Here is a 24,336-nt window from a genome sequence, read left to right as displayed (position 1 = left end):
CTTACAACGAGCCATTAGCCTGCCTAGGATGGAGGCATTCGCCAAGGAAAATTTCCATGTACACACCCCGCGCCTTTGCCGTCGATGATCTGCCCGAACTCCAGCAATGGATCCGCCACACCCGCTTGGCCCAGTTGGTGACGTTCGGTGAGCAAGGCCTGCTGGCCAGCCACCTGCCGCTGCTGCTCAACTCGGACGAGAGCCCCAATGGCACGCTTTACGGGCATCTGGCCAAGGCCAATCCACAGTGGCGCGAACTGCAGAACGGCGCCGAGGCGCTGGTGATCTTTGCCGGTGCCGACGCCTATATCAGTCCGTCGTTCTACCCGGCCAAGACCGAGCACGGCAAAGTGGTGCCGACCTGGAATTACCAGGCGGTGCACGCTTACGGCACCGCCGAGGTGTTCAACGACGCGGCGCGCCTGCTCGGCGTGGTCACGGCCCTGACTGATCGCCACGAGGCTCGATGCGAGCAGCCATGGCAAGTCAGCGATGCGCCGGCCGACTATATTGACGGCATGCTCAAGGCCATCGTCGGCTTCGCGCTGCCCATCGAACGCCTGATCGGCAAACGCAAACTCAGCCAGAACCGCAGCCCGGCCGACATCGCCGGGGTACGCGAAGGCCTGGCGGTCAGCGCCGATGTGCGTGATCAGGCCGTGGCCCGCCTTATTTCCCAAGGAGTTTGAGAATGAGCCCGATCGACATCCGCCTGGTCACCGCCGCCGACCACGCGGCCTGGCTGCCGCTGCGGCAGGCGTATTTGGCGTTCTACAAGACCGAGTTGCCGCAGGCCGTCAGCCACAGCACCTGGCAACGCCTGACCGACCCCGGCGAGCCCACTCATTCAGCGTTGGCCTGGCAGGATGGCCAGGCGGTGGGCATGGTCAACTTCATCTACCATCGGTCCAACTGGAGCATCGAAAATTCCTGCTACCTGCAGGACCTGCTGGTGGCCCCGTCCCAGCGCGGCACTGGCATAGGCCGCAAGCTGATCGAATTCGTGTATGCCACCGCAAGGGCCGATGGCTGTGCCAAAGTGCACTGGTTGACCCATGAAACCAACGCCACGGCGATCCAACTGTACGAGCGCATCGCCGAACGCCCAGGCCTCATCCAATTTCGCCAAGCCCTTTAAGGAGCGTCACATGTCCACTCCTCTCCCCGACTGGAAGGGCGTCCCGGCGCCTGCCGTGCAACAGCTCGACGGGCGTTTCATCCACCTGGAAAAACTCGACCCGGCGCAGCATGGCGACGACCTGTTCGATGCCCTGCAAGGGCCCGACGCCGATCCGAGACTGTGGGATTATTTGCCCTACGGCCCATTCCCCGAGCGCGGCGCCTTCGATGCCTGGCTGAGCAATCATGCCGCGCACAGCGACCCGTATTTTTTCAGCGTGATCGACCGCACGAGCGGCCGCGCCCAAGGCCTTATCAGCCTGATGTCCATCGTGCCCGAACACGGGCGCATCGAAATCGGCCACGTCACCTTCGGCGCGCCGATGCAACGCTCGCCCAAAAGCACCGAGGCGGTGTACCTGCTCGCCAGGCACGCGTTCGACCTGGGCTATCGCCGGCTGGAATGGAAATGCAACAACGCCAACGACCGCTCGCGCTACGCGGCCGAGCGGTTGGGATTCAGTTTTGAGGGTGTGTTTCGCCAGCACTCGGTGATCAAGGGGCACAACCGGGACACGGCATGGTTTTCGATCATCGACGCGCAGTGGCCGAAGGTGGGCGCGGGGTTTGAAGCCTGGTTGTCAGAAGCCAATCAGGCAGGCGCCGGCCAACTGAAAACCCTGGCCGAGTGCCGGGCCTGAACACAACACGGGAGGGGCCTTGCTCCCTCTTGTTATTTAACCTGCAGTTTCAGGCAGCCACACGCCTGTGGCGAGCGGGCTTGCCCCGCGTTGGGATGCGAAGCGCACCCAATTCAGCAAAACGCGGTGTACCTGATACGGCTCAGCGCCTGGTTTTGGGGCTGCTGCGCAGCCCAACGCAGGACAAGCCTGCTCGCCACAGTGTATCTGCGCTTGACTGAACGGCATTGGGGCAAGCTCGCTCGCCACGCAGCCTCCTGGAGTTTCAGCCTGTAGTGAATCAGCGATTCAGTTGCTCGGCCAACACCGCAATATGCTCCGGCCCGATCCCGCAGCAACCGCCCAGGTGGCTCGCGCCACGCGCCTGCCAGTCGACGGCCCAGTGCAGGTAGCCCGGAGGGTCGAGGTCGTCGCGCAACGGGTCCAGACCGTCGTTGGCCGTGGCTTCCTTGGGTTGCGGCGGGAAAGCGTTGGCGTAGGCGCCGATCCGGATCGGTGCCCCCAGGCGCTCGAAGGTGTGCCGGGCGGCATCAATCGCGGCACCGATCACTTCCGGTTGGCTGCAGTTGAACAGCAGCACCTGCACGCCCAATTGCGCCGCCGCCTCGGCAGCCTCTGTCACCGGCTCGCCGGAGCGCAGACGCGGGACGTCGTCGGTGTCTTCATCCTTCAAGGTAAACGACAGCCAGAACGGCTTGCCGTCCTGCGGCAAACCGGCATGAATCGCCCGCGCCTCGGTGATTGAGCTCTGAGTCTCCGCCAGCCACAGGTCGACATGGGGCGCGAGGCCTTGCACCAACGGGCTCAGCAGTTCGTTCACGCGCTCGGCCTGGAACAGGTCCGGGCGGTACGAGCCGAACAACGGCGGCAACGAGCCGGCCACGCGCACCGCCTTGCCCGAGGCGTCCACCGCACGCCGCGCCAACTCACCAGCCAATGCAGCCAGCGCTTGGCCTTCCTCGGCGAACCGCGCTTCCCCGATATGAAACGGCACCACTGCGTAGCTGTTGCTGGTAATCACGTTGGCGCCGCTGGCGATATACGCCGCATGCACCGCCTCTACCGCCTGCGGCGCCTCGCTCAAGGCCAATGCAGACCACTCCGGCTGGCGAAACGGTGCGCCACGGCGTTGCAGTTCGCGGCCCATGCCGCCGTCGAGAATTACTGTGCTTGCTGCGCCCATATGCTTTTTACTCATATGCTTATGAAAATAACTCACTATGAGAGTCGTTCTTATAACTATTTAATGCGTACCATCCGCTTAATAACAACCTCTTTTTTATTCAGGTGTTCAATTTTGAAAATCCAACCGCTGCTGGCCCTGGGCCTGACATTGCTGGCTGCTTCCACTCAAGCTTTTGGCGGTGCCACGCTGGACCGTATCGAGCAAAAGAAGGAACTGGTCGGCGTGCTGATGGAAAGCTACCCGCCGTTCTCATTTCTCAATGATCAGAATCAGCTCGACGGTTTCGATGTGGACGTGGCCAAGGCCGTGGCGCAGAAGCTGGGCGTGAAACTGCGCCTGGAAACCCCCTCATGGGACGTGATCGCCGCCGGCCGCTGGAGCGGTCGCTATGACATTTGCATCTGCTCCATGACGCCGAGCAAGGCACGCGCCGAGGTGTTCGACTTCCCGGTGCAGTATTACGCCTCGCCTGCCGTGATCGTGGTCAATGCCAAGGACGACCGCATCCACGAAGCCAAAGACCTGAGCGGCAAGAAAGTCGGCCTCACCAGCGCCTCCAGCTACGAAAGCTACCTGAACAAGAACCTGGTGATCGAAGGCGCCGAAGACACGCAGCTGCAATACCCGTTCGAAGACGTACAGATTGCCCCGTATGACACCGACAACGTGGCCTTCCAGGACCTGGGCCTGGGGGCTGGCGTGCGCCTGGATGCAATTCTCACCAACCTGGTCACTGCACAGCCGCGCCTGAGCCAGGACAAGCGTTTCAAGCTGGCCGGCGCGCCGTTGTATTCGGAGCCCAACTCGGTGGCCATCGAAAAAGGCGACCCGCAGTGGGACAGCAAGGTGCGTGAGGTCTTCGCCCAGCTCAAACAGGACGGCACCTTGAGCAAGCTGTCGCAAAAATGGATCGGCGCCGACATCAGCCAATGAGTTTTCGCACACGGCTTTACCTGACCTGGGCAGCGTTGTTTGTTCTGTTTGCCAGTTTTTTCCTGAGCTTTGACCTGAAGTTCTCGATCATCCTCGACAAGCTGCCCAATCTGGTCGGCCTGCACCTGGCGCCCAACGGTTTTTTGCAGGGCGCGGCGCTCACGCTGTTCCTGTGCCTGTGCTCGATGCTGGCGTCGTCGGTGCTGGGTTTTGTCACGGCCCTGGGACGTCTGTCGAAAAGCGCGGTGGCGTTTGGCATCGCCAGTTTCTACGCGTCGTTTTTTCGCGGCACGCCGCTGCTGATCCAGATTTTGCTGATCTACCTGGGCCTGCCGCAGTTGGGCCTGGTACCGGGGGCTATCGTTGCCGGAATCATTGCGCTGTCGCTGAACTATGGCGCCTACCTGAGCGAGATTTTCCGCGCTGGCATCCTCGGCGTGCCCCACGGGCAACGCGAGGCCGCCCTGGCACTGGGCATGCGCGACAGGGCGATCTTCTGGCACGTCACCTTGCCCCAGGCCATGCGCACCATCATCCCGCCAGCGACCAACCAGTTCATCTCAATGCTCAAGGACTCGTCGCTGATCTCGGTGATGGGGGTGTGGGAAGTGATGTTCCTCGCGCAGTCCTACGGCCGCTCCAGCTACCGCTACATCGAGATGCTCACCACGGCGGCGATCATCTACTGGGTGATGTCCCTGGCACTGGAGTTGATCCAGGCGCGCCTGGAGCGGCACTTCGGCAAGGGTTATGTGCGGCGCGGTTGAAACGCTAATGTCGCCCAGCGCATCGCAGACACCCCGCCAATTGATGTCGCCCGCCACTTCCAGGGGTTTGGGCCACTTGGTCGTTCGGGTGACGCCCTCGGCATCCATCACCAGAGTAGATAGCAGCCATATTTACGCATTAAAATGCACTTTTTTTGCAAAAGCTCGTAAAAAACGCAATCTAATGCAAACGAGCATCTAAGGCTTGAGTGTTTTTAATCGCCGCCGAGTAGAGACAACTCCCGCAAAACAGCAGTCGCGGGCCTGACATTTATCACCCGTCCATCTCGCTAAATTCCCGGCCTCATTTATCAGAGGTTGGGATTACATGCTTCTAACACCCCACAGATTTGCCCTGGTCATGGCCCTTGCTATCAGCACGGCTAGCCTTTCAACCGCCTATGCGCGAGGTGGTGCCGACTACTTGAAGGAGGACGATACAGAGGATGCCGAGTGGTATGAAGTGCCTAAAGTCGACACGTCGCCGGTGGACGGTTATCTGATCCAGAAGGCCACGTCGTACAACGGTTTGCAGGTCGCTGCCGTGCTGGATTCCGCGATGGCCGATTTGATGGACGCCGAACTGACATCGGAAGATGAAAAGGCACTGGACGACATTGCCCACGCCCTCACTCAGGCACCCGGAGGAATGGGTGCCGCTCTTGAACAACTGGCGGGCAGCCAGAACGCTAACCTCGCCGCCGCGACTCAAAACACCACGCATCAGCTCGGCAGCCAGTTGCTTTCGACCCTGCACGCGCTGCCCGACACCGAGGAGGGCCACTTCTGGGCCAAAGGCGTGCGCAACCAGGGCCACCTCGCCAGACAAGGGGGCAGCGCCGGCCTGAAGACCGACACCCAAGGCGTGATGCTGGGTGGCGACTGGGCACTGGACCACGCCTGGCGCGTCGGTGTAATGGCCGCAAAGACCAGCAGCCGCCTCGACGCCCAACGCTTTGACGCAGACCTCGACAGCTGGCACCTGGGTGGCTACGCGGTGCGCCAGGACGGGCCCATGGCCCTGCGCCTGGGGGGCATCTATAGCCGCCATGCCGGCACCAACAAGCGCCGCATTGAACTGCTCGACTACCAGGAGCAGTTCAAGAGCCGCTACGACGCCCAGAGCCATACCCTCTTCTCTGAACTGGGCTACCAATTGGGCAGCGCGGGTTTCAGCGCCGAGCCGTTCATCGGCCTTGGTTACCAGCGTTATCACCGCGACAGCTTCAAGGAGCGCGGCGGTCTGGCCGCGCTGAACGTCGGCTCGCAAACTCAGCAAAACCTGAACAGTACCGCTGGCCTGCGTCTGGCGACGGCGTATCGGTTCGATAATCAGGTCAGCCTCAAACCCCACCTGAGCGCTCGCTGGAAACACCTCTACGGCGCGGTCGACAGCCAGGTACGCCAGTCCTATCGCCACACACCGGGGCTGATTGATGATTTCACCATCATCGGCACCTCACTCGACCGCGACAGCCTGGAGCTGCAAGCTGGTCTGGACCTTGCGCTGTCCGCGCAACACACCGTCGGCCTGAGCTACAGCGGCCAGGCCGGCACCCAGAGCCGCAATCAGGGCCTGATGGGGCAGTGGACGATGAGTTTTTAAGCGCGGCCACCAAATCGCAGACGAAAAAAAGGGGAGCACCTGCTCCCCCGAGGATTAAACGGTAGTGTCGAAGGCTGTGTGTCAGCCTTCGATTTCAATCAGAATTTCGCCAGGATTGACGCGGTCGCCCTTGGCCACATGAACGGCGATTACCTTGCCGGCAATCGATGCCTGCACTTCGGTTTCCATCTTCATGGCTTCGGTAATCAGCACCGCCTGGCCGGCCTTGACCACGTCGCCTTCCTTGACCAGCACATCGACGATATTGCCCGGCATTGCCGTGCTGACGTGCCCTGGCTCGGTGGCGTGCTTGCGCTTGCTGCCGCCGCTGCTGACAAAGTCGTTGAGTGGTTCGAACACCACTTCTTCGGGCATGCCGTCGATAGACAGGTAAAAGTGCCGCTTGCCCTCGGCCTTCACGCCCACACCGGTGATGTCCACGCGGTAGCTTTCGCCGTGCACATCGATCACGAACTCGGTTGGCACACCTTCCCCGCCTGCGCGGACCACGCCGCCGGCTTCAGGGATCGGCAGCAACACTTCCGGCGCCAGGGTGCCGGCGTCGCGTTCTTCGAGGAACTTGCGTCCGATATCCGGGAACATGGCGTAGGTCAGCACGTCCTCTTCGGACTTGGCCAACGCGCCGATTTCGCCACGCAGCTTGGTCATCTCCGGTTTGAGCAAATCGGCAGGGCGCACGTCGATCACGTCTTCGCTGCCGATGGCCTGACGACGCAGCTTCTCGTTCACGGTGCCCGGCGCCTTGCCGTAGCCGCCTTGCAGGTAGAGCTTCACTTCGTTGGTGATGGTCTTGTAGCGCTCGCCGGCCAGCACGTTGAAGAACGCCTGGGTGCCGACGATCTGTGAGGTCGGCGTGACCAGCGGCGGGAAGCCTAGGTCTTCACGCACGCGCGGGATTTCGGCCAGCACTTCGCTCATGCGGTTGAGGGCGCCCTGCTCTTTCAACTGGTTGGCCAGGTTGGAAATCATCCCGCCCGGCACCTGGTTGACTTGTACGCGGGTGTCGACGGCGGTGAATTCGCTTTCGAACTGGTGGTACTTCTTGCGCACCGCGTAGAAGTACAGGCCGATCTCTTGCAGCAGTTCCAGGCTCAGGCCGGTGTCGAATTCGCTACCTTTAAGGGCGGCGACCATCGATTCGGTACCGGGGTGGCTGGTGCCCCAGGCGAAGCTGGAGATCGCGGTGTCGATGTGGTCGGCACCGTTTTCGATGGCCTTGAGTTGGCACATCGCGGCCAGGCCGGCGGTGTCGTGGGAGTGGATAAAGATCGGCAGGGTCTGCTCGGCTTTCAGCGCCTTGACCAGTTCGCCGGTGGCGTACGGGGTCAGCAGGCCGGCCATGTCCTTGATCGCGATGGAGTCGCAGCCCATGGATTCCAGCTGCCTGGCCTGGGCCACGAACGCTTCGACGGTGTGCACCGGGCTGGTGGTGTAGGCGATGGTGCCCTGGGCATGTTTGCCGGCAGCTTTTACCGCCTCGATGGCGACGCGCAGGTTACGTACGTCGTTCATGGCATCGAAGATGCGGAACACGTCGATGCCATTCACGGCCGCCTTGGCGACGAAGGCTTTGACCACGTCGTCGCTGTAGTGGCGATAGCCCAGCAGGTTTTGGCCACGCAGCAGCATTTGCAGGCGGGTGTTAGGCAACGCGGCGCGCAGTTGGCGCAGGCGCTCCCACGGGTCTTCTTTCAAAAAGCGTACGCAGGCGTCGAAGGTCGCGCCGCCCCAGACTTCCAGGGACCAGTAGCCGACTTTGTCGAGCTTGTCGCAGATCGGCAGCATGTCGTCGGTGCGCATGCGGGTCGCCAGCAACGATTGGTGGGCGTCGCGCAGGATGGTGTCGGTGACAAAGATTTTCTTGGACATTGTTGTATTCCTCACAGGCCTGCGTGGGCGGCGATGGCGGCGGCGATGGCCAGGGCCAGCTCTTCGGGTTTGCGCTTGATCGAGTAGTTGGTCAGCTCAGGGTGGCTTTCCACAAAGCTGGTATTGAACTGGCCGCTGCGGAATTCCGGGTTGCGCAGGATTTCCTGGTAGTAGGCGGCGGTGGTCTTCACGCCTTGCAAGCGCATGTCGTCCAGGGCGCGCAGGCCGCGGTCCATGGCTTCTTCCCAGGTGAGCGCCCACACCACCAATTTGAGGCACATGGAGTCGTAGAACGGCGGGATGGTGTAGCCGGTGTAGATCGCCGTATCGGTGCGTACGCCGGGGCCGCCGGGCGCGTAGTAACGGGTGATCTTGCCGAAGCTGGGCAGGAAGTTGTTCTTCGGGTCTTCGGCGTTGATACGAAACTGCAATGCGAAGCCACGGTGCTGGATGTCTTCCTGCTTCACCGACAGCGCCAGGCCGGAGGCGATGCGGATTTGCTCGCGCACGATGTCGATGCCGGTGATTTCTTCGGTGATGGTGTGTTCCACCTGCACCCGGGTGTTCATCTCCATGAAATACACTTCGCCTTCGGCGAGCAAAAATTCCACGGTGCCGGCGTTCTCGTAGCCCACGGCCTTGGCGGCGCGCACCGACAGGTCGCCGATGTAGGCGCGCTGTTCAGGGGTCAGCTGTGGGCTGGGCGCGATTTCGATCAGCTTCTGGTTGCGGCGCTGGATCGAGCAATCGCGCTCGAACAGGTGCACCACGTTGCCAAAGCTGTCACCGAGGATCTGCGCCTCGATGTGCTTGGGATTGACGATGCATTTTTCCAGGAACACTTCCGCCGATCCGAAAGCCTTGGTGGCCTCGGAGATCACGCGAGGGAAGGCTTGCTCTAGTTCTTCACGGCTGTTGCAACGACGAATACCGCGACCGCCACCACCGGAAGTGGCCTTGAGCATCACCGGGTAACCAATGCGGTCGCCTTCGGTGAGGGCCTCGGCGATGTCAGCGACATTGCCTTCTGTGCCGGGGGTCACCGGCACGCCGGCCTTGATCATGCTGCGGCGCGCTTCGGTCTTGTCGCCCATGCGGCGGATCACTTCAGCAGACGGGCCGATGAACTTGATCCCACGTTCGGCGCAGATATCTGCGAGTTCGGCGTTTTCCGACAGGAAGCCGTAGCCGGGGTGCAGCGCATCACAGCCGGTTTCCACGGCCAGGTTCACCAGCTTGCGCGGGTTCAGGTAACCGGCCAAAGGCTCGGCACCAATGCTGTGGGCTTCGTCGGCACGTTTGACGTGCAACGCATGGCGGTCGGCATCGGAATAGACCGCGACCGAGCGAATGCCCATCTCGGCGCAGGCACGCACGATTCGTACGGCAATCTCACCACGGTTGGCGATCAGGATCTTTTTTATCACTTGGAAATTCCCTTGAGCCGATTGCTGCGTCTTCGACCCGATTAGGCGGGGTCGGCGCGTGACCAAATGTTTCATGACAGTCGCGAGACACACACTAAGCGGCTGGAGGGATTAACAAAAATCAATAATTATTGGGTTGTGTATAAGTAAAGACTTATAGTCGATGCCTGTGGGCTGGCCAGGGTTATTTGATAATGCGTAAGTCATTGATGCGGCTGACATTGCGTCAGCTGCAAATCTTCCACGAGGTGTGTGATCTACGGTCCTACAGCCGGGCGGCCGAGGAAATGTCCCTCACGCAACCGGCCGTCAGCCTGCAAATTCGCCAGCTTGAAGAGCTGCTTGGTCAGCCGCTGTTCGAGTATGTCGGCAAAAAGCTTTACATGACCGAGGCCGCCGAGGCCCTACAACGGGCCAGCCGCGATATTTTCGGGCGCCTGGAAAACCTCGATATGCAGCTGTCGGACATGCAGGGGTCGCTGCAGGGCCAGTTGAAACTGGCGGTGGAGTCCAGCGCCAAGTACTTCGTGCCGCACTTGTTCGCCGCTTTCAAACGCCAGCATCCGGACGTGCAACTGCACCTCACGGTGGTGAACCGCGCGCAGGTGATTCGCAGGCTCTCGGATAACCGTGACGACCTGGTGATCATGTCCATGGTGCCCCAGGACATGGGCCTGGAGTTTTTGCCCTTCCTCAACAATCCGATTGTGGCGGTGGCGCCACCGGATCATCCGTTAAGCCTCAAAGGACGGCTGCGCCTGCAGGACCTGGAGCCTTACACGCTGCTGCTGCGCGAGCCTGGCTCCGGCACGCGGATGGCGTGTGAAGAGTATTTCAAGGAAAAACGCGTGCACTTCACCCAGACGGTGGAAGTGGCTTCGGCCGAGGCGCAACGCGAATGTGTGTGCGCCGGGCTCGGCGTGGCGCTGCTGACGCGCCATGCGGTCAACATGGAACTGGCCACCGGCGGGCTCAGGGAGCTGCCGGTGGAGGAACTGCCGCTGTACCGCAGTTGGTGCCTGGTGCAGGCCAAGGCCAAGCGCCTGTCACCGGTGGCCCATGCCTTCCTGGGCTTTATCCGCAGCGAGCGATTGCAGATCAGCGCGCTGGCTGAACGTTTCGCTGGGCAGCCACGGGTGCCTGCCAATGCAGTTCCGGGTAGTCACTGATGCTCTGCAGCAGTTGACGCTGATCGCAACGATCTTCGATCGCGCGACGGAACGCCATGCGGCGCTGGTCTTCCTGCTGACGACGGGTTTTGACGGAGCTGCTGCTTTCTTCGTAGTGCCGGGCCATTTCGAGTCTCCCAATGCGAGTACGGGGAGTACAGGATGGGCGCAGGGGATGACGGTTTGGCGGCGCGGGGATGACAGGAAGATGAATCTTCCAGCCTCAATGCAAATCAACTGTGGGAGCTGGCTTGCCTGCGATGCAGACAACTCGGTCTACCCGTCAAACCGAGGTGATGCTATCGCAGGCAAGCCAGCTCCCACATGTTGAACCAGTATGGCCTTGGGATCAGTCGTCCAGGGCTTTGACCGACTTGGGCGACAACCGCAGGCTGCGCAAGCTGCGCTTCACGCTCTTGAGGTGGTTGACCAGGCTCGGTCCACGCGCCATGGCTACGCCCATGGCGAGCACGTCGATCACCACCAGGTGGGCGATGCGCGAGGTCAGCGGCGTGTAGATTTCGGTGTCTTCGTGTACATCGATCGCCAGGTTGACCGTGGACAGTTCTGCCAATGGTGTCTGGCTCGGGCACAGGGTAATCAGCGAGGCGCCGCTTTCGCGCACCAGGTTGGCGGTGATCAGCAGGTCTTTGGAGCGGCCGGACTGGGAAATGCAGATGGCCACGTCGGTAGGCTTCAAGGTCACCGCCGACATGGCCTGCATGTGCGGGTCGCTGTAGGCCGCTGCGGTGAGCAGCAAGCGGAAGAACTTGTGCTGGGCGTCGGCCGCCACCGCACCCGAGGCGCCAAAGCCGTAAAACTCCACGCGCTGGGCCTGGGACATTGCGGTCACGGCTTTTTGCAGCTCCACCGGATCGAGCTTCTCGCGCACTTCCATCAGGGTGTGCAGGGTGGTGTCAAAAATTTTCAGGCTGTAGTCGGCGACCGAATCGTCTTCGTGGATCGCGAACTGGCCAAAACTCGCGCCGGCGGCCAGGCTCTGGGCCAATTTGAGTTTCAGGTCCTGGAACCCCGAGCAACCGATGGCGCGGCAGAAGCGCACGATGGTCGGCTCGCTGATGCCCACGCTGTGGGCCAGGTCGGCCATGGAACTGTGCATTACAGCCGCAGGGTCAAGCAGCACGTGATCGGCAACCTTGAGTTCCGATTTGCGTAACAGGTGGCGCGACTGGGCGATATGTTGCAACAGGTTCACAGGGCAGGACTCTTGTTATTGGCAGATGCCAGGGATGTAGCAAGCTTGTAGTTATACTACAAGAATTGCCGTTTTGCCCGCGTGATCCTTCACTAAATCGCCTTCTTCCCCCTTGAATTCAAGGCCACACACCATGTAGCAACAGCGGCGGCCCCGGCGTCGTTAAGAAAAATCCGCATTCTCGCGTAACAATTGCGCCAGCTGTTCGGCCGGGATCGGCCGGCTGATCAAGTAGCCCTGTACCTCGTCGCACTGTTGCGCGCGCAGGAAATCCAACTGCTGCTGATCTTCCACGCCCTCGGCCACCACCTTGAGCGCCAGGCCATGGGCCATGGCGATGACTGCGCGGGTGATGGCCGCGTCTTCGCGCCCCTGCCCCAGCCCACGGATGAAGGTCTGGTCGATCTTCACGTAGTCCACGGGGATGCGCTTGAGGTAGCTCAGGGACGAATAGCCGGTGCCAAAGTCGTCTATCGCCAGCTTTACCCCCAAGTCGCGCAGTTGCTGGAAGGTGGCGATGATGTGCTCGACGCTGTCGAGCAACTGGCTTTCCGTCAGCTCCAGCTCCAGATATTGCGGGTCCAGGCCGGTTTCTTCGAGCACCTGACGCACCAGGCTGACCAGCTTGCCCTGGCGCAACTGATGCACCGACAAGTTCACCGACACCCGGATGGGCGCCAGCCCCTGGCGCTGCCACTCACAGGCCTGCCAGCAGGCCTGGCGCAACACGAATTCGCCCAGCGGAACGATCAGCCCGGTCTCTTCGGCCAGGCCGATAAAATCTCCCGGCGGCACCATGCCCCATTGCGGATGTTCCCAGCGCACCAGCGCTTCGGCCGCATTGAGGGTGCCGCTGGCCAGGCACAGCTTGGGCTGATAGAACACCGTGAGCTGGCGCTCCTCGATGGCCTTGCGCAGGTGGTTTTCCAGCTGCAGACGCTCCAGGGTGCTGGCTTGCAGGCTGTCGGTGTAGAACTGGAAGTTGTTACCGCCCAAATGCTTGGCGTGTTGCATGGCCATGTTCGATTGGCTGACCAGTGCGGAAATTTCCCGCGCATTATCCGGCAACAGGCTGACCCCCATTGAGGCGCTGACTACCAATTCGTGCCCTTCCACCGTCACCGGCACGCGCAGCTTGGCCAACAACCGCGTGGCCACCCGGGCCAGGCTGGAGAGGTTGCCGTAGGCGTCAAACAGCACGGCGAATTCGTCACCGGACAGGCGTGCAATGGTGTCGGCCTCGGGCAAGGCGTTGATCAAGCGGCGAGCCATTTTTTGCAACAACTGGTCAGCCACTTCATGGCCCAGGCTGTCGTTGAGCAACTTGAAACGGTCCAGGTTGATATGCAGCAGCGCGAGGCTGCGGCCGCCCTGACGCACCCGCTGGTGCGCCTCGCGCAAGCGCTCGCGAAACAGCGAGCGGTTGGCCAGCCCGGTCAATTCGTCGTAGTGAGTGAGGTAGCGCATGCGCTCCTCCGACTCGCGTCTGGCGGACAGATCGGCGAAGAAGCCCACGATATGGCTGACGTTTCCGCGAATATCGCGCACCACGTTCAGGTGCAGCCATTGCGGATACAACTCGCCGTTCTTGCGCGTTTCCACCAGTTCCCCTTGCCAGGTGCCATGGCTGAGCAGCGCCTGATGGATCAGCGGGAAGTGACGTCGAGCGTCGCGGCTGCAGGGCAGCTCCACAACGTTGCGGCCCAGCATGTCATCTATATCGAAGCCGGTGACCCGGCTGAAGGCCTGGTTGACGGCGATCAACGCGTAATTCGGGTCAAGGATCACGATGCCTTCGCTGGCGGCCTCGAACACCGTCGAGGCCAGCCGCTGCTGCTCCTCCAGAACCTTGTCGGCGCTGATATCACGGCGCGTGCCGAGCATGCGCGTCACGCGCCCGCTGGCGGAATGCTCCACTGCGCGGCCACGATCTTCGATCCATACCCAGTGACCATCGCCATGGCGCACGCGGTATTGCACGTGATAATCCTCGCTGCGGCCCTTGAGGTGATCCACCAGCGCGCGCTTGAGCAGCGGCAGATCCTCGGGGTGCAGGCGCGGCTTGAGATGACTGAGCATGGCCGTGACGTACTCGGGCTCAAGGCCGAACAACTCCTTGAGCTGAGAGTGGTGGACTTCGTCGGTCTGCAGGTTCCAGTCCCACAGGCCCAGTTCGCTGGCTTGCAGGGCCATGGCCAGGCGCTCTTCGCTTTTATTGAGGGCCAGGCTGGCGGCATCCAGTTCCTGGCTGCGTTGCACCACGCGGTCCTGCAGGCCCACTTGTGCCTCGCGCAGGTCCTGTTCAACCTTGCGCCGCTGCTCGACTTCACGCGTCAGGTCCTGATTCAACTGCTCGCTGCGCTGACGGGCCTGTTGCAAGTGCTCGATCAAGGCCTGGTTCTGAAAGCGCCGCACCAGCCCGCGCTGGATCAGGCGGTTGACCTGCCAGGCGACCAGGCTCAGTGATGCCAGCAGAATCAGCCCGAGCACCGCCCAGCCACGCTGCTGCGTCGCGCCGTCCCAGAGCAGATAGGCGATGGCCGGCACCAGGCATGGCAAAGCGAACGAGAGGAACGCCGACAGGCTCACGGCGTAGGCCACGCTGGCCGACAAGGTGGCCGCCCCGAGCAGGCCGAACACCCAGGCCTGCTGCATGAAGCTGTCGGTGGGCACCAAGGCGATGGCGGCGGTGGCCAGGGTCAGGCCGCTGACCGCCGAGCCGAGCATGAACATGCGCCGCCACACCGGTTGCGCCTGCCGACTGGGCATCGCCGAATCAAACGCCGCCACCTGAATCACGCGCATCGCCACCAGCGCGAGCAACCAGACCATCCACAGGCTGTCGAGCAGGTATTGTCGGGGGTTCCACAGCAGCCAGGCACAGACCAGCCCGTTCACCAACATCAATAAAGTCGGCAGCAGCGAGCCCTGATAAAGCAGACGGGTGCGCTCGACCGCCATCTCGGTGGCGTAGTGCTTGCGGATAACCTGCGCGGGCGCGGCCGTGAGGCCAGACAGGTCAGTGCTGAGGGTCATAGGCGATGTTCTTATAAGGGTGAGCCCGAACGTTCGCGGAGCATACACAAGCCAGTGCCCAGGCCAAACCGCCCAGCGTGATAAAAATCACCGGCCATTGGCGCGCAAAGCTTGGGCCCAGCGGCCTTCAGCGAGACGCAGCGCGGGCTGTGGCCGTGACTTACCGGTCATCCCGCCCGAAAGATTATTTACCGGGCAGCGGCACGCCGCGGGTTTTCCGTCGACCGGGCGGCATTGGGATTTGCCCGACTCCCCCCGGCACCCTAGAATGCGTCGATGCGCGATGATCTCTCCCTTCTGCTGAACTCCCTCAACGATGCCCAACGCCAGGCCGTAGCGGCCCCCGTTGGCCGTCAGTTGGTCCTGGCCGGTGCTGGCTCCGGTAAAACCCGCGTGCTGGTGCACCGTATCGCCTGGTTGATCCAGGTCGAAAACGCGTCGCCGCACTCCATCCTCTCGGTGACTTTCACCAACAAGGCGGCTGCCGAGATGCGCCACCGCATCGAGCAGTTGATGGGCATCAGCCCGGCCGGCATGTGGGTGGGCACCTTCCACGGCCTGGCGCACCGCCTGTTGCGCGCGCACTGGCAGGAAGCGGGCTTGAGCCAGTCCTTCCAGATCCTCGACAGCGACGACCAGCAACGCCTGGTCAAGCGGGTGATGCGCGAGCTGGGCCTGGACGAACAGCGCTGGCCCGCGCGCCAGGCGCAGTGGTTTATCAACGGCCAGAAAGACGAAGGCCTGCGCCCGCAGCATATCCAGGCCAGCGGCGATCTGTTCCTGGCCACCATGCGCAGCGTTTATGAAGCCTACGAGGCCGCCTGCCTGCGTGCCGGCGTGATCGACTTCTCCGAATTGCTGTTGCGCGCCCTCGACCTGTGGCGCGACAACCCGGGCCTGCTGGCGCATTACCAGAAACGCTTTCGCCACATTCTGGTGGACGAGTTCCAGGACACCAACGCCGTGCAGTACGCCTGGTTGCGCCTGCTGGCCAAGGGCGGCGACAGCCTGATGGTGGTGGGCGACGACGACCAGTCGATCTACGGCTGGCGCGGCGCAAAGATCGAGAACATCTATCAGTATTCCGATGACTTCCCGGACGCGGCCACCATCCGCCTGGAGCAGAACTACCGCTCCACCGCCGGTATCCTCAAGGCCGCCAACGCCTTGATCGCCAACAACACCGGGCGCCTGGGCAAAGAGCTGTGGACCGACGGCGGCGAAGGCGAAGCGATCAACCTGTACGCCGCGTTCAACGAGCACGATGAAGCGCGCTATGTGGTGGAAACCATCGAGAGCGCGCTGAAAACCGGCCTGGCGCGCAGCGACATCGCCATTCTGTACCGCTCCAACGCCCAGTCGCGGGTGCTGGAAGAAGCCTTGCTGCGCGAGCGCATCCCGTATCGCATCTATGGCGGTCAGCGCTTCTTCGAACGCGCGGAAATCAAGAACGCCATGGCCTACCTGCGCTTGCTGGAAGGCCGTGGCAACGATGCCGCGCTGGAGCGGGTGATCAACGTGCCAGCGCGAGGCATCGGCGAGAAGACCGTCGAGGCGATCCGCGAACACGCGCGCCATGCGGATGTGTCGATGTGGGAAGCCATGCGCCTGCTCATCGCCAACAAAGGCCTGACCGGCCGCGCTGCCGGGGCGCTGGGCGGGTTTGTCGAGCTGATCGACAACCTTGCCGCCAAGTGCATGGAAATGCCCCTGCACCTGATGACCCAGACCGTGATCGAGCAGTCCGGCCTGATCGCTTACCACGAAGCGGAAAAAGGCGAAAAAGGCCAGGCCCGGGTGGAAAACCTTGAGGAACTGGTCAGCGCCGCGAGGGCGTTCGAAAACGCCGAGACCGAAGAAGACCTTACACCGCTCGCCGCGTTCCTCGGCCATGCATCGCTGGAAGCCGGCGATACCCAAGCCGACGAACATGAAGACAGCGTCCAGCTGATGACCTTGCACAGCGCCAAGGGCCTGGAATTCCCCTACGTGTTCCTGGTGGGCATGGAGGAAGGTCTGTTCCCGCACAAGATGAGTCTGGAAGAACCCGGCCGTCTTGAAGAAGAGCGGCGCCTGGCCTATGTGGGCATCACCCGGGCGATGCAGAACCTGGTGATGACCTACGCCGAGACACGACGCCTGTACGGCAGCGAGACCTACAACAAGGTGTCGCGCTTCGTACGGGAAGTGCCGAAGGGTCTGATCCAGGAAGTGCGCCTGTCCAACAGCGTCAGCCGCCCGTTCGGCGGTGGTCAGCAGCAGAACAGCAGCACCCTGTTTGCAGGGTCCGAGATTCCCGAAACCCAGTTCAGCCTGGGTCAGCAGGTGCGGCACTCGATATTCGGCGAAGGGGTGATCCTCAACTTCGAGGGTGCCGGAGCCCAGGCCCGTGTGCAGGTGAACTTCGCCGAAGGCAGCAAGTGGCTGATGATGGGTTACGCGAAGCTCGAAGCGGTCTGACACATTTGTCTACATGAAGGCTATTGGCCCGCCCTTGTTTTTAACGAGCGCGGGCCAATATCTGTAATTAGTCCTACAGACCCTTCGAGATAGGTCCTACGCAAAAGCCCGAAACACTCTGCCGCTAGCCACTGCCACAACACCTGTGCAACATGGCGCGCGTGCAATCCACAAATGGGAATTCCCTTTATGAAACGTTTTCTTAGCATCGCCATGGCGTTGTGCATCGGTTTGACGATGAGCATCGACGCCAACGCCAAACGCTTCGGTGGCGGCAAAAGTTCGGGCGCGGCACCGACCCACCAGACCAGCCAAATGGCGCCATCCGCCGGTGCTGGCGGCGCTGCAGCCACCGCGGGCGCAGCCGGTGCCGCAGGCGCGGCGAAGGCCGGTGGTGCTTCGCGCTGGCTCGGCCCTCTGGCCGGTATCGCAGCCGGTGGCCTGCTCGCCTCCATGTTCATGGGCGGCGGCTTCCAGGGCATGCAGATCTTCGACATCCTGATCCTGGCGGTCATCGCTTTTGTGATCTTCCGCTTCATCGCCGCCCGTCGCCGCAAGCAGCAGGAGCATATGGCCCCGGCCGGCGCGCCGATGCAGCGTGAAGTGTTCGAGCAGAAGCCAGCGGCAATGGGTTCGATCTTCGGTGGTTCGGCGGCCCAGGCTCCCGCTCGTCCGGTTATCAATGCACCGGCCTGGTTCAACGAGGAGCGTTTCGTCGAAGCGGCCCGCAGCCACTTCCAGTCCCTGCAGCAGCACTGGGACGCCAACGAAATGGACAAGATCGCCGAGTTCGTGACCCCGCAACTGCTTGAGTTCCTCAAGCGCGAACGTGCCGAGATTGGCGACGCGTTCCAGTCGACCTACATCGACGACCTGCGCGTCCAGCTGGACGGTGTGGATGATCGCGCCGACAAGACCATCGCCACCCTGACCTTCAGCGGTGTGTCGAAGACCTCCCGCTTCGACCAGGGCGAGGCGTTCAGCGAAAGCTGGAACATGGAACGTCCGCAGGGCGAGAACCAGCCATGGCTGGTCGCCGGTATCCGCCAGAACAGCTGATACCCGCGCGTTTGAGCATGCGGTAATAAAAACCCCGGACTTGTCCGGGGTTTTCTATTTCACGGTTGCACTTATAGCGAGCTACTGTATAAAACGCCCCTATTAACCGCGCCATCTAGCAAGAGGATCCCGGCCGTGGAAGAAATCATCGAACAACTGCGTGAAGCCAACGAGCCCGTACCGGTTCCTCTGGAACTGCCTGACGAAGACCAACTGGTGGAAATCGAGGAACAACTGTTCATCGACATCCCGTTCGTCTTCCGCGAATTCCTGCTCACCGTCAGCGACGTGGTCTACGGCAGCCTGGAGCCGGTGACTGTCACCGATCCCCAATCGCACACCTACCTGCCGGACGTGGCAGCCAATGCCTGGGATGCCGGCGTGGACCGCAGCCTGATTCCGATCTGCCAGGACGGTGACGACTACTACTGCGTCGAGGAGGACGGCACCGTGGTGCTGTGGTCGGCGGAAGAAGAACTGGTCCAGGAAGAAACCTGGGAATCGGTGTGGCACTGGGCGCGGGACGTCTGGCTGGAAAGCTGATGCCACGACCCGTTAGTGGTGAGTGGGTTTGCGGTGGGCAGTCGAGCTTGCTGTGGCGAGCAGGCTTGTCCTAATGCCAGTCAGTTAAGCGCAGATCAAATGTGGGAGCGGGCTTGCCCGCGAAGACGTCTGCCCAGCAAACAGTGACGTTGACTGACCCACCGCCTTCGCGGGCAAGCCCGCTCCCACATTTGATCTTCGTCGCTTTGAGCATTGCGTCCGCTTAACTGAACGGCATCAGGGCTTGCCCCGCGTTGGGCCGCGAAGCGGCCCCCCCACCACTAGGTTCAGTGCTCCGACGTATCCTTATGGTTATCCAGCGTTTCCAGCAACGCCACCTGCATCCGCGTATGCACGCGGATGAACCAGCGCCAGAGCACCGCCGCCACCGCCGCTGTCACCACGGCAATCAACACCAGCAACTTGTTGGTCGGCAATATGCTGGCCGACAAGGCTGCCAGCAGCACAAAAATCACCAGCAACGACAGAATCGGAATCAGCTCTGCGATCACCCGCCGCACACGCTGGGTATGCCGACCGGCCATCTCCGGCTTCACGCTCATCTCCGCCAGCAACATCGACAGCGCCTTGAGTTTGCGGTACGCCGCGATCAGAAACGGCAGCGACAACAGCAACGCCCCACCCCAGATCAAAGCCTTCTGCCAGCTTGGATCGCTGATCCAACCTTCCAGATACCCCCCGATGCGCCCCGCAAAAAAGCTGCCGGTGAAGAAAATCGCGATCACCAGCGCCAGATTTACCCCCACTTGCAGGATGATCTTGCGGATCATCGACGCCAGCATCGCGCCCTCGCCTTGCGGCTGGATACTGCGCAACCACTCCCCGTACAGGCCGAATACCCGACTCATGCGCGTTGGCATAATGGCGGCAATCTTCAGTGACAGTGGGTCGGCACTGCGAATCAGGTAAGGCGTGAGCAAGGTGGTAATTACCGATACGGCCACCGCCACCGGGTAAAGAAAGTCGCTGGTCACCTGCAATGTCATCCCCAGCGCGGCGATGATGAAGGAAAACTCACCAATCTGAGACAGCCCCATGCCCACGCGCAGTGAGGTGCGGCCGTCATTGCCGGCGATAAAAGCCCCCAGGCCGCAGGACAGCATTTTGCCCAGCACTACCGCCACAGTGATCACCGCGATCGGCCAGGCGTATTGCAACAGGATCTGCGGGTCGATCATCAAGCCGATCGCCACGAAGAAGATAGCGCTGAACATGTCGCGAACCGGTTCGATCAGGCGTTCGATCTTAATCAACTGGCGGGACTCGGCCATGATCGCGCCGATCAGAAACGCCCCCAGCACCATGCTGTATTCGAGCTTGACCACCAGCAGGCAGAAGCCGAAACACAGGCCCAATACGGTGATCAGCAGCATTTCATTACTTTCGAACCGGGCCACATAGGCCAGCAGACGCGGCACCAGCAAAATGCCGATCACCAACGCCACGATCATGAACAACGAGAGCTTGCCGACCGTGGAAAACACCTCGCCGGAGCTGACTGTGCCACTGACGGCGAGGCTCGACAGCAAGGCGATGATGCCGATGCCCAGGATGTCCTCAACGATCAGCACGCCGAAAATCAGCTGGGCAAAGCGCTGGTTTTTCATTTTCAGGTCATTGAGCGCCTTGACGATGATGGTGGTCGAGGAAATGGCCAGGATTGCACCGAGGAACAGCGAGTCCATGGTGTTCCAGTCGAACCACTGGCCGATTTCGTAGCCAATCCAGATCATCAGGATGATTTCGAGGAACGCTGCGATAAACGCCGTGGCGCCCACCTTGAACAACTTGCGCAGGCTGAACTCCAGGCCCAGGCAGAACATCAGGAAGATCACCCCCAGCTCGGCGAGGGTCTTGATGGTGTCTTCGTCATGGATCAGGCCGAACGGAGGGGTGTGGGGGCCGATGATGAAGCCGGCGACGATGTAGCCCAGCACCACCGGCTGCTTGAGGCGGTGAAACAGGATGGTGACCACCCCAGCCACCAGCATGATCACGGCCAGGTCCTGAATAAAGCTGATGGCGTGCATGGCGAGGGGCTCCTTGAGGGTACTGGCGCTTTTCCCACTTCCGCCCACGCCGCTGAACAGTCGCCAAGAGCGGAAGGAAAAGTCTACCTTGATCGTAAGAAATGCCCTGAGATGGGCGTTTGAAGGTTAACACCGCGACTTCCAGCGAAAAGCCGGTGCAATATATGGAAACAATCGCTGCGGGCGTGACGGCAAGCCGCCCGCCGGCGTCCCGTTACCGATAGCGCTGCAAATGATTCCAGCACCCGCAGAGGTGCCTACCCAACCAACGCCTACAACCGTGAGTGTGCTATGGAACCCGGAAACGCCCAGCTGTCGATGACGGTATTGATGACCCCAGACATGGCCAACTTCTCAGGCAATGTCCACGGCGGCACGTTGCTCAAGTACCTCGACGAAGTGGCCTACGCCTGTGCCAGCCGTTATGCGGGCCGCTATGTAGTCACCCTGTCGGTCGACCAGGTGATTTTTCGCGAACCGATTCATGTCGGCGAACTGGTGACCTTCCTCGCGTCGGTCAACTACACCGGCAATACCTCGATGGAAGTGGGCATCAAGGTGGTGACCGAGAACATCCGCGAACGCTCGGTGCGCCACACCAACAGTTGTTTCTTCACCATGGTGGCGGTGGACGACCAGCGCAAACCCGCCGCCGTACCGCCACTGCAGCCGCAGAACAGCGAAGACAAGCGCCGCTTCATGCAGGCCCAGCAACGCCGGCAGATTCGCCAGGAGCTGGAAAAACGTTATCAGGAGATCAAGGCCGACGCGCCCTGATCCCACGCTGTAAACCCAACCACATTGGTGTTGTGTGCTTACAGGCTGATCGGCGTGGCTTCAAACCGCACGCGCGGGTGGGCGATTCGATCCTGCGCCCGCACCAGCTCCAACTCGTAGCTGGCGCAAGCCTGGGTTTCCAGCAGCACTTCATGCACCGCCGCAGCGGTGAATTCGAACGCCGCCAGCAGGCTGTCGCCCAGCAGCACCCGCGCCAGGAACAGCCCCGAGGTCAGGTCGCCCACGCCCACCGGTTGGCGCGGGAATGCCAGCAGCGGCCGACGCAGGTGCCAGCTGCCGTCGGCAGTTACCAGCAGCATCTCGAAGCCGTCCGGCAACTTGCCCGGATAATCCAGGTGCTTGACCAACACAGCCTTTGGCCCGCGCGCCAGCAAGGCCTTGGCCATCGCCAGGCAATCGAACAATGACTGCGGCTTGCGCCCGGCAAAGCTGTCCAGCTCAAGCTGGTTGGGGCAGAGGAAATCGGCCATGGCGGCGGCTTCATCCAATAAAAAATCACTGACCTCCTGGGGCACGACGCAGCCTTTTTCCGCGTGGCCCATCACCGGGTCGCACAGGTACAGGGCTTTGGGGTTGATCGCCTTGATGCGCGCCACGCCAGTGAGGATCGCGCGGCCCTGAGCGGCGCTGCCCAGGTAGCCAGAGAGAATGGCGTCGCAGTTGCCCAGTTCGCCAATTGCCGCGATACCTTCCACCAGCGCCGGAATCTGCTGCGGCGCCAGCACTTCGCCGGCCCACTGACCATACTGGGTGTGGTTGGAGAACTGCACCGTGTTGAGCGGCCACACATTCACCCCGACCCGCTGCATGGGGAATACGGCGGCGCTGTTTCCGGCGTGACCAAAGACCACGTGAGACTGGATCGCAAGCAGATGGGGTGTACGTTTCATGCAGGAAATGTCCATAAAGCCGTTGAAATTCCGGCCGCGCAGTATGCGACTAAACGCAGCCTGTACGACAGACCGGCGACACAGTTAAGCTGCTCTCACTTTGTTGGAGTTCATCGCATGCTGACCCTGGGAAACATCTTCGTGTTGATGCTGCTGGCGACCGGCGCCGCCTGGGTCTGGCACAACCACGGCTTGCGCGAACGAGCGCTGGCGCGGGTCAAGCAGCATTGCGCCCGGCTCGACATCGAGCTGCTCGATGGTGCGGTGGCGCTCAAGCGCATCGGTTTTGTGAAGGACGCCAACGGCCGACGACGTCTGGCGCGGATCTACGCTTTCGAATTTACCGTGACCGGCGAAACCCGCCACGCCGGCGTCATCACGCAGTTCGGCGCCCACAGCGCGCAGATCGAGCTGGCGCCCTACCCGTTCGAGGCCAAAGAGCCATTGCCCAGTGCCGAGGTGATCGAGCTGAGCCAATGGCGCCAGGATCACCCGGCCAAGAACCGTCAATAACGGCAGGCGGCAAGTGCAGTCTGCAACGCGGCGACTGCCTGTGGTTCACTGAAGATCAATTCGATACGCGAGTCCCGGCGCCATTCGCTGGGCTGCCAGGCAAGCACGTCGTTATCCACAGCATTGGCCGAAACCCAACCCTGCGTGCTGTGGATAACCAGCTTGGCGCGCCGCCAGTCCAGACCTGATAGCCAATGCTGCAGTCGCTCAGCGTGAAAGCGCTGGCTCGGGTGCCAGCGCCAGCCGATGCTCCAGCCGCCCTCCTGCCCCTGGCTCAAGCAAATCGGCAGCGCGGGATCGCTCCAGATCGCCGGTATTTGCGCCAATCCTTTGGGCACTTCAAAGTTATCCACAGCCGCTTTGGCCTGCGCGTACAAACCGGGCATTTGCTCGATCGGCAGCTGCGCCTGGCGCGTCCAATACAGCGCGCAACCGGGTAATTGCCGCTCGATGGCCTGACGCTGCCCGGTTTCCAGGCCCTCATCCTTGTTCAGCACCAATAAACCGGCGCTGGCCAATGCCTCTTGCTGCGCGGGCGGCAGGGGTTTGCCCGCCGCCAGAGCCTGGGCGTCCAGCACCAGCACACAGGGTTGAACCGCCAACACGTCCTGCCACGGCGTTTCGCGCAGTTGTTTGAGCAATTGCGCCGGGTGGCCCAGGCCTGAGGGCTCGATAAACAACCGGTCCGGCCTGGCTTTGCGCAACAGGCGGCCAAGGCCTACCTGAAACGGCGCGCCATTGACGCAACACAGGCAGCCGCCCGCCACTTCGCCCAAGGCAATGCCGTCGTCGTCCTGGGTGAGCAACGCGGCATCCAGGCCGATCTGCCCGAACTCGTTGATCAGCACCGCCCAACGCTCATCGGCCGGACGCTGGGCGAGCAGGTGCTTGATCAGGCTGGTCTTGCCGGCGCCCAGGGGGCCGGCGATCACGTGGGTAGGGATGTTCTGCAGCATCGTGGGCATCGTTCAG

Annotated in this window: 21 protein-coding genes; 12 read left to right on the top strand and 9 right to left on the bottom strand. The window is 61.8% G+C overall.

Features of this window, described 5'->3' with window-relative positions; genetic code table 11:
* Positions 1 to 56: 56 nt before the first annotated feature.
* Genes TU75_RS11625 through TU75_RS11615 form a run of 3 tightly spaced genes read left to right on the top strand, consistent with a single transcriptional unit; the run spans position 57 to position 1,820 of the window.
* Positions 57 to 689, top strand: a complete 633-nt coding sequence (locus TU75_RS11625; RefSeq protein WP_060549014.1) for an FMN-binding negative transcriptional regulator — start codon at positions 57 to 59, stop codon at positions 687 to 689.
* Positions 690 to 691: 2 nt separating this feature from the next.
* Positions 692 to 1,138 (top strand): GNAT family N-acetyltransferase, encoded by a 447-nt coding sequence (locus TU75_RS11620; RefSeq protein ID WP_060549013.1) that lies wholly within the window; start codon positions 692 to 694, stop codon positions 1,136 to 1,138.
* 10 nt (positions 1,139 to 1,148) lie between these two features.
* On the top strand, positions 1,149 to 1,820 hold the full coding sequence (locus tag TU75_RS11615) for a GNAT family N-acetyltransferase (RefSeq protein WP_060549012.1): 672 nt from the start codon (positions 1,149 to 1,151) through the stop codon (positions 1,818 to 1,820).
* Between the two features lie 280 nt (positions 1,821 to 2,100).
* Here TU75_RS11615 and TU75_RS11610 read toward each other — a convergent pair whose 3' ends face one another.
* On the bottom strand, positions 2,101 to 3,003 hold the full coding sequence (locus tag TU75_RS11610) for a homocysteine S-methyltransferase family protein (RefSeq protein ID WP_060549011.1): 903 nt from the start codon (positions 3,001 to 3,003) through the stop codon (positions 2,101 to 2,103).
* 114 nt (positions 3,004 to 3,117) lie between these two features.
* Between TU75_RS11610 and TU75_RS11605 the strand changes: the two genes are divergently transcribed.
* The 3 genes from TU75_RS11605 to TU75_RS11595 all read left to right on the top strand — a co-directional run bounded on the left by TU75_RS11605 (position 3,118) and on the right by TU75_RS11595 (position 6,312).
* Complete coding sequence (locus TU75_RS11605) at positions 3,118 to 3,939, top strand: ABC transporter substrate-binding protein (protein ID WP_003231752.1); 822 nt, start codon at positions 3,118 to 3,120, stop codon at positions 3,937 to 3,939.
* Positions 3,936 to 4,706, top strand: coding sequence for an amino acid ABC transporter permease (locus TU75_RS11600; protein ID WP_060549010.1), 771 nt, complete (start codon positions 3,936 to 3,938; stop codon positions 4,704 to 4,706). The genes TU75_RS11605 and TU75_RS11600 overlap by 4 nt, the downstream gene beginning before the upstream one ends.
* Positions 4,707 to 5,067: 361 nt before the next feature.
* A complete protein-coding gene (locus TU75_RS11595) occupies positions 5,068 to 6,312 on the top strand; it encodes an autotransporter outer membrane beta-barrel domain-containing protein (RefSeq protein WP_082630371.1) in 1,245 nt (414 codons plus the stop codon).
* A gap of 81 nt (positions 6,313 to 6,393) precedes the next feature.
* On the opposite strand, the gene oadA is transcribed toward TU75_RS11595, so the two are convergent.
* On the bottom strand, positions 6,394 to 8,202 hold the full coding sequence (gene oadA / locus TU75_RS11590) for a sodium-extruding oxaloacetate decarboxylase subunit alpha (RefSeq protein WP_060549008.1): 1,809 nt from the start codon (positions 8,200 to 8,202) through the stop codon (positions 6,394 to 6,396).
* 11 nt (positions 8,203 to 8,213) lie between these two features.
* Positions 8,214 to 9,629, bottom strand: a complete 1,416-nt coding sequence (locus TU75_RS11585) for an acetyl-CoA carboxylase biotin carboxylase subunit (protein ID WP_060549007.1) — start codon at positions 9,627 to 9,629, stop codon at positions 8,214 to 8,216.
* Between the two features lie 194 nt (positions 9,630 to 9,823).
* Between TU75_RS11585 and TU75_RS11580 the strand changes: the two genes are divergently transcribed.
* The gene (locus TU75_RS11580; protein ID WP_060549006.1) at positions 9,824 to 10,798 is read left to right on the top strand and encodes a LysR family transcriptional regulator; all 975 of its coding nucleotides are present in this window, start codon (positions 9,824 to 9,826) and stop codon (positions 10,796 to 10,798) included.
* Here the strand turns inward: TU75_RS11580 and TU75_RS28025 are convergent.
* From TU75_RS28025 to TU75_RS11565, 3 genes are all read right to left on the bottom strand, one after another.
* Entirely contained in the window at positions 10,728 to 10,925 is a 198-nt protein-coding gene (locus TU75_RS28025; RefSeq protein ID WP_080627509.1) for a PA3496 family putative envelope integrity protein, read from the bottom strand. The two genes, TU75_RS11580 and TU75_RS28025, sit on opposite strands and share 71 nt — an antisense overlap.
* 222 nt (positions 10,926 to 11,147) lie before the next feature.
* Entirely contained in the window at positions 11,148 to 12,014 is an 867-nt protein-coding gene (gene hexR, locus TU75_RS11570; RefSeq protein ID WP_003177007.1) for a transcriptional regulator HexR, read from the bottom strand.
* A gap of 162 nt (positions 12,015 to 12,176) precedes the next feature.
* Entirely contained in the window at positions 12,177 to 15,050 is a 2,874-nt protein-coding gene (locus TU75_RS11565; protein ID WP_060549005.1) for a GGDEF and EAL domain-containing protein, read from the bottom strand.
* A 276-nt stretch (positions 15,051 to 15,326) separates the two neighbouring features.
* Between TU75_RS11565 and uvrD the strand changes: the two genes are divergently transcribed.
* The 3 genes from uvrD (at position 15,327) to TU75_RS11550 (ending at position 19,112) form a co-directional block, all read left to right on the top strand.
* Positions 15,327 to 17,510: a DNA helicase II gene (uvrD, locus tag TU75_RS11560; protein ID WP_003231766.1), complete on the top strand. Its 2,184-nt coding sequence runs from the start codon at positions 15,327 to 15,329 to the stop codon at positions 17,508 to 17,510.
* 189 nt (positions 17,511 to 17,699) lie between these two features.
* Positions 17,700 to 18,569 (top strand): Tim44 domain-containing protein, encoded by an 870-nt coding sequence (locus tag TU75_RS11555; RefSeq protein WP_060549004.1) that lies wholly within the window; start codon positions 17,700 to 17,702, stop codon positions 18,567 to 18,569.
* A 135-nt stretch (positions 18,570 to 18,704) separates the two neighbouring features.
* A complete protein-coding gene (locus tag TU75_RS11550) occupies positions 18,705 to 19,112 on the top strand; it encodes an SMI1/KNR4 family protein (RefSeq protein ID WP_003195742.1) in 408 nt (135 codons plus the stop codon).
* Between the two features lie 287 nt (positions 19,113 to 19,399).
* Here TU75_RS11550 and TU75_RS11545 read toward each other — a convergent pair whose 3' ends face one another.
* Positions 19,400 to 21,163 (bottom strand): cation:proton antiporter, encoded by a 1,764-nt coding sequence (locus TU75_RS11545; protein ID WP_015373346.1) that lies wholly within the window; start codon positions 21,161 to 21,163, stop codon positions 19,400 to 19,402.
* A gap of 291 nt (positions 21,164 to 21,454) precedes the next feature.
* Here TU75_RS11545 and TU75_RS11540 point away from each other — a divergent pair, with 291 nt between their 5' ends.
* Positions 21,455 to 21,940, top strand: a complete 486-nt coding sequence (locus TU75_RS11540; RefSeq protein ID WP_003231772.1) for an acyl-CoA thioesterase — start codon at positions 21,455 to 21,457, stop codon at positions 21,938 to 21,940.
* A 38-nt stretch (positions 21,941 to 21,978) separates the two neighbouring features.
* Here the strand turns inward: TU75_RS11540 and pdxY are convergent, their stop codons facing one another.
* Complete coding sequence (pdxY, locus tag TU75_RS11535) at positions 21,979 to 22,851, bottom strand: pyridoxal kinase PdxY (protein ID WP_003231774.1); 873 nt, start codon at positions 22,849 to 22,851, stop codon at positions 21,979 to 21,981.
* A gap of 117 nt (positions 22,852 to 22,968) precedes the next feature.
* On the opposite strand from pdxY, the gene TU75_RS11530 reads away from it, so the two are divergent.
* The gene (locus tag TU75_RS11530) at positions 22,969 to 23,364 is read left to right on the top strand and encodes a DUF3301 domain-containing protein (RefSeq protein WP_003231776.1); all 396 of its coding nucleotides are present in this window, start codon (positions 22,969 to 22,971) and stop codon (positions 23,362 to 23,364) included.
* Here TU75_RS11530 and TU75_RS11525 read toward each other — a convergent pair.
* Entirely contained in the window at positions 23,358 to 24,320 is a 963-nt protein-coding gene (locus tag TU75_RS11525; RefSeq protein WP_060549003.1) for a CobW family GTP-binding protein, read from the bottom strand. The genes TU75_RS11530 and TU75_RS11525 overlap by 7 nt on opposite strands.
* Between the last annotated feature and the right edge of the window lie 16 nt (positions 24,321 to 24,336).

The sequence above is a fragment of the Pseudomonas poae genome (assembly GCF_001439785.1).
In the GTDB taxonomy this organism is placed as follows: Bacteria; Pseudomonadota; Gammaproteobacteria; order Pseudomonadales; family Pseudomonadaceae; genus Aquipseudomonas; species Aquipseudomonas poae.
The sequence above is the reverse complement of the archived record's forward strand: the minus strand, read 5'-3'. Positions and strand labels throughout refer to the sequence as shown.

Bases quoted from the DNA above. Each gene is read 5' to 3' on its own strand.
- TU75_RS11615 (WP_060549012.1), top strand. From the start codon at position 1,149: ATGTCCACTCCTCTCCCCGACTGGAAGGGCGTCCCGGCGCCTGCCGTG.
- TU75_RS11565 (WP_060549005.1), bottom strand. From the start codon at position 15,050: ATGACCCTCAGCACTGACCTGTCTGGCCTCACGGCCGCGCCCGCGCAG.
- TU75_RS11555 (WP_060549004.1), top strand. From the start codon at position 17,700: ATGAAACGTTTTCTTAGCATCGCCATGGCGTTGTGCATCGGTTTGACG.
- TU75_RS11580 (WP_060549006.1), top strand. From the start codon at position 9,824: ATGCGTAAGTCATTGATGCGGCTGACATTGCGTCAGCTGCAAATCTTC.
- TU75_RS11545 (WP_015373346.1), bottom strand. From the start codon at position 21,163: ATGCACGCCATCAGCTTTATTCAGGACCTGGCCGTGATCATGCTGGTG.
- uvrD (WP_003231766.1), top strand. From the start codon at position 15,327: ATGCGCGATGATCTCTCCCTTCTGCTGAACTCCCTCAACGATGCCCAA.
- TU75_RS11530 (WP_003231776.1), top strand. From the start codon at position 22,969: ATGCTGACCCTGGGAAACATCTTCGTGTTGATGCTGCTGGCGACCGGC.
- TU75_RS11610 (WP_060549011.1), bottom strand. From the start codon at position 3,003: ATGGGCGCAGCAAGCACAGTAATTCTCGACGGCGGCATGGGCCGCGAA.
- TU75_RS28025 (WP_080627509.1), bottom strand. From the start codon at position 10,925: ATGGCCCGGCACTACGAAGAAAGCAGCAGCTCCGTCAAAACCCGTCGT.
- pdxY (WP_003231774.1), bottom strand. From the start codon at position 22,851: ATGAAACGTACACCCCATCTGCTTGCGATCCAGTCTCACGTGGTCTTT.
- TU75_RS11625 (WP_060549014.1), top strand. From the start codon at position 57: ATGTACACACCCCGCGCCTTTGCCGTCGATGATCTGCCCGAACTCCAG.
- TU75_RS11525 (WP_060549003.1), bottom strand. From the start codon at position 24,320: ATGCTGCAGAACATCCCTACCCACGTGATCGCCGGCCCCCTGGGCGCC.
- oadA (WP_060549008.1), bottom strand. From the start codon at position 8,202: ATGTCCAAGAAAATCTTTGTCACCGACACCATCCTGCGCGACGCCCAC.
- TU75_RS11600 (WP_060549010.1), top strand. From the start codon at position 3,936: ATGAGTTTTCGCACACGGCTTTACCTGACCTGGGCAGCGTTGTTTGTT.
- TU75_RS11620 (WP_060549013.1), top strand. From the start codon at position 692: ATGAGCCCGATCGACATCCGCCTGGTCACCGCCGCCGACCACGCGGCC.
- TU75_RS11540 (WP_003231772.1), top strand. From the start codon at position 21,455: ATGGAACCCGGAAACGCCCAGCTGTCGATGACGGTATTGATGACCCCA.
- TU75_RS11595 (WP_082630371.1), top strand. From the start codon at position 5,068: ATGGCCCTTGCTATCAGCACGGCTAGCCTTTCAACCGCCTATGCGCGA.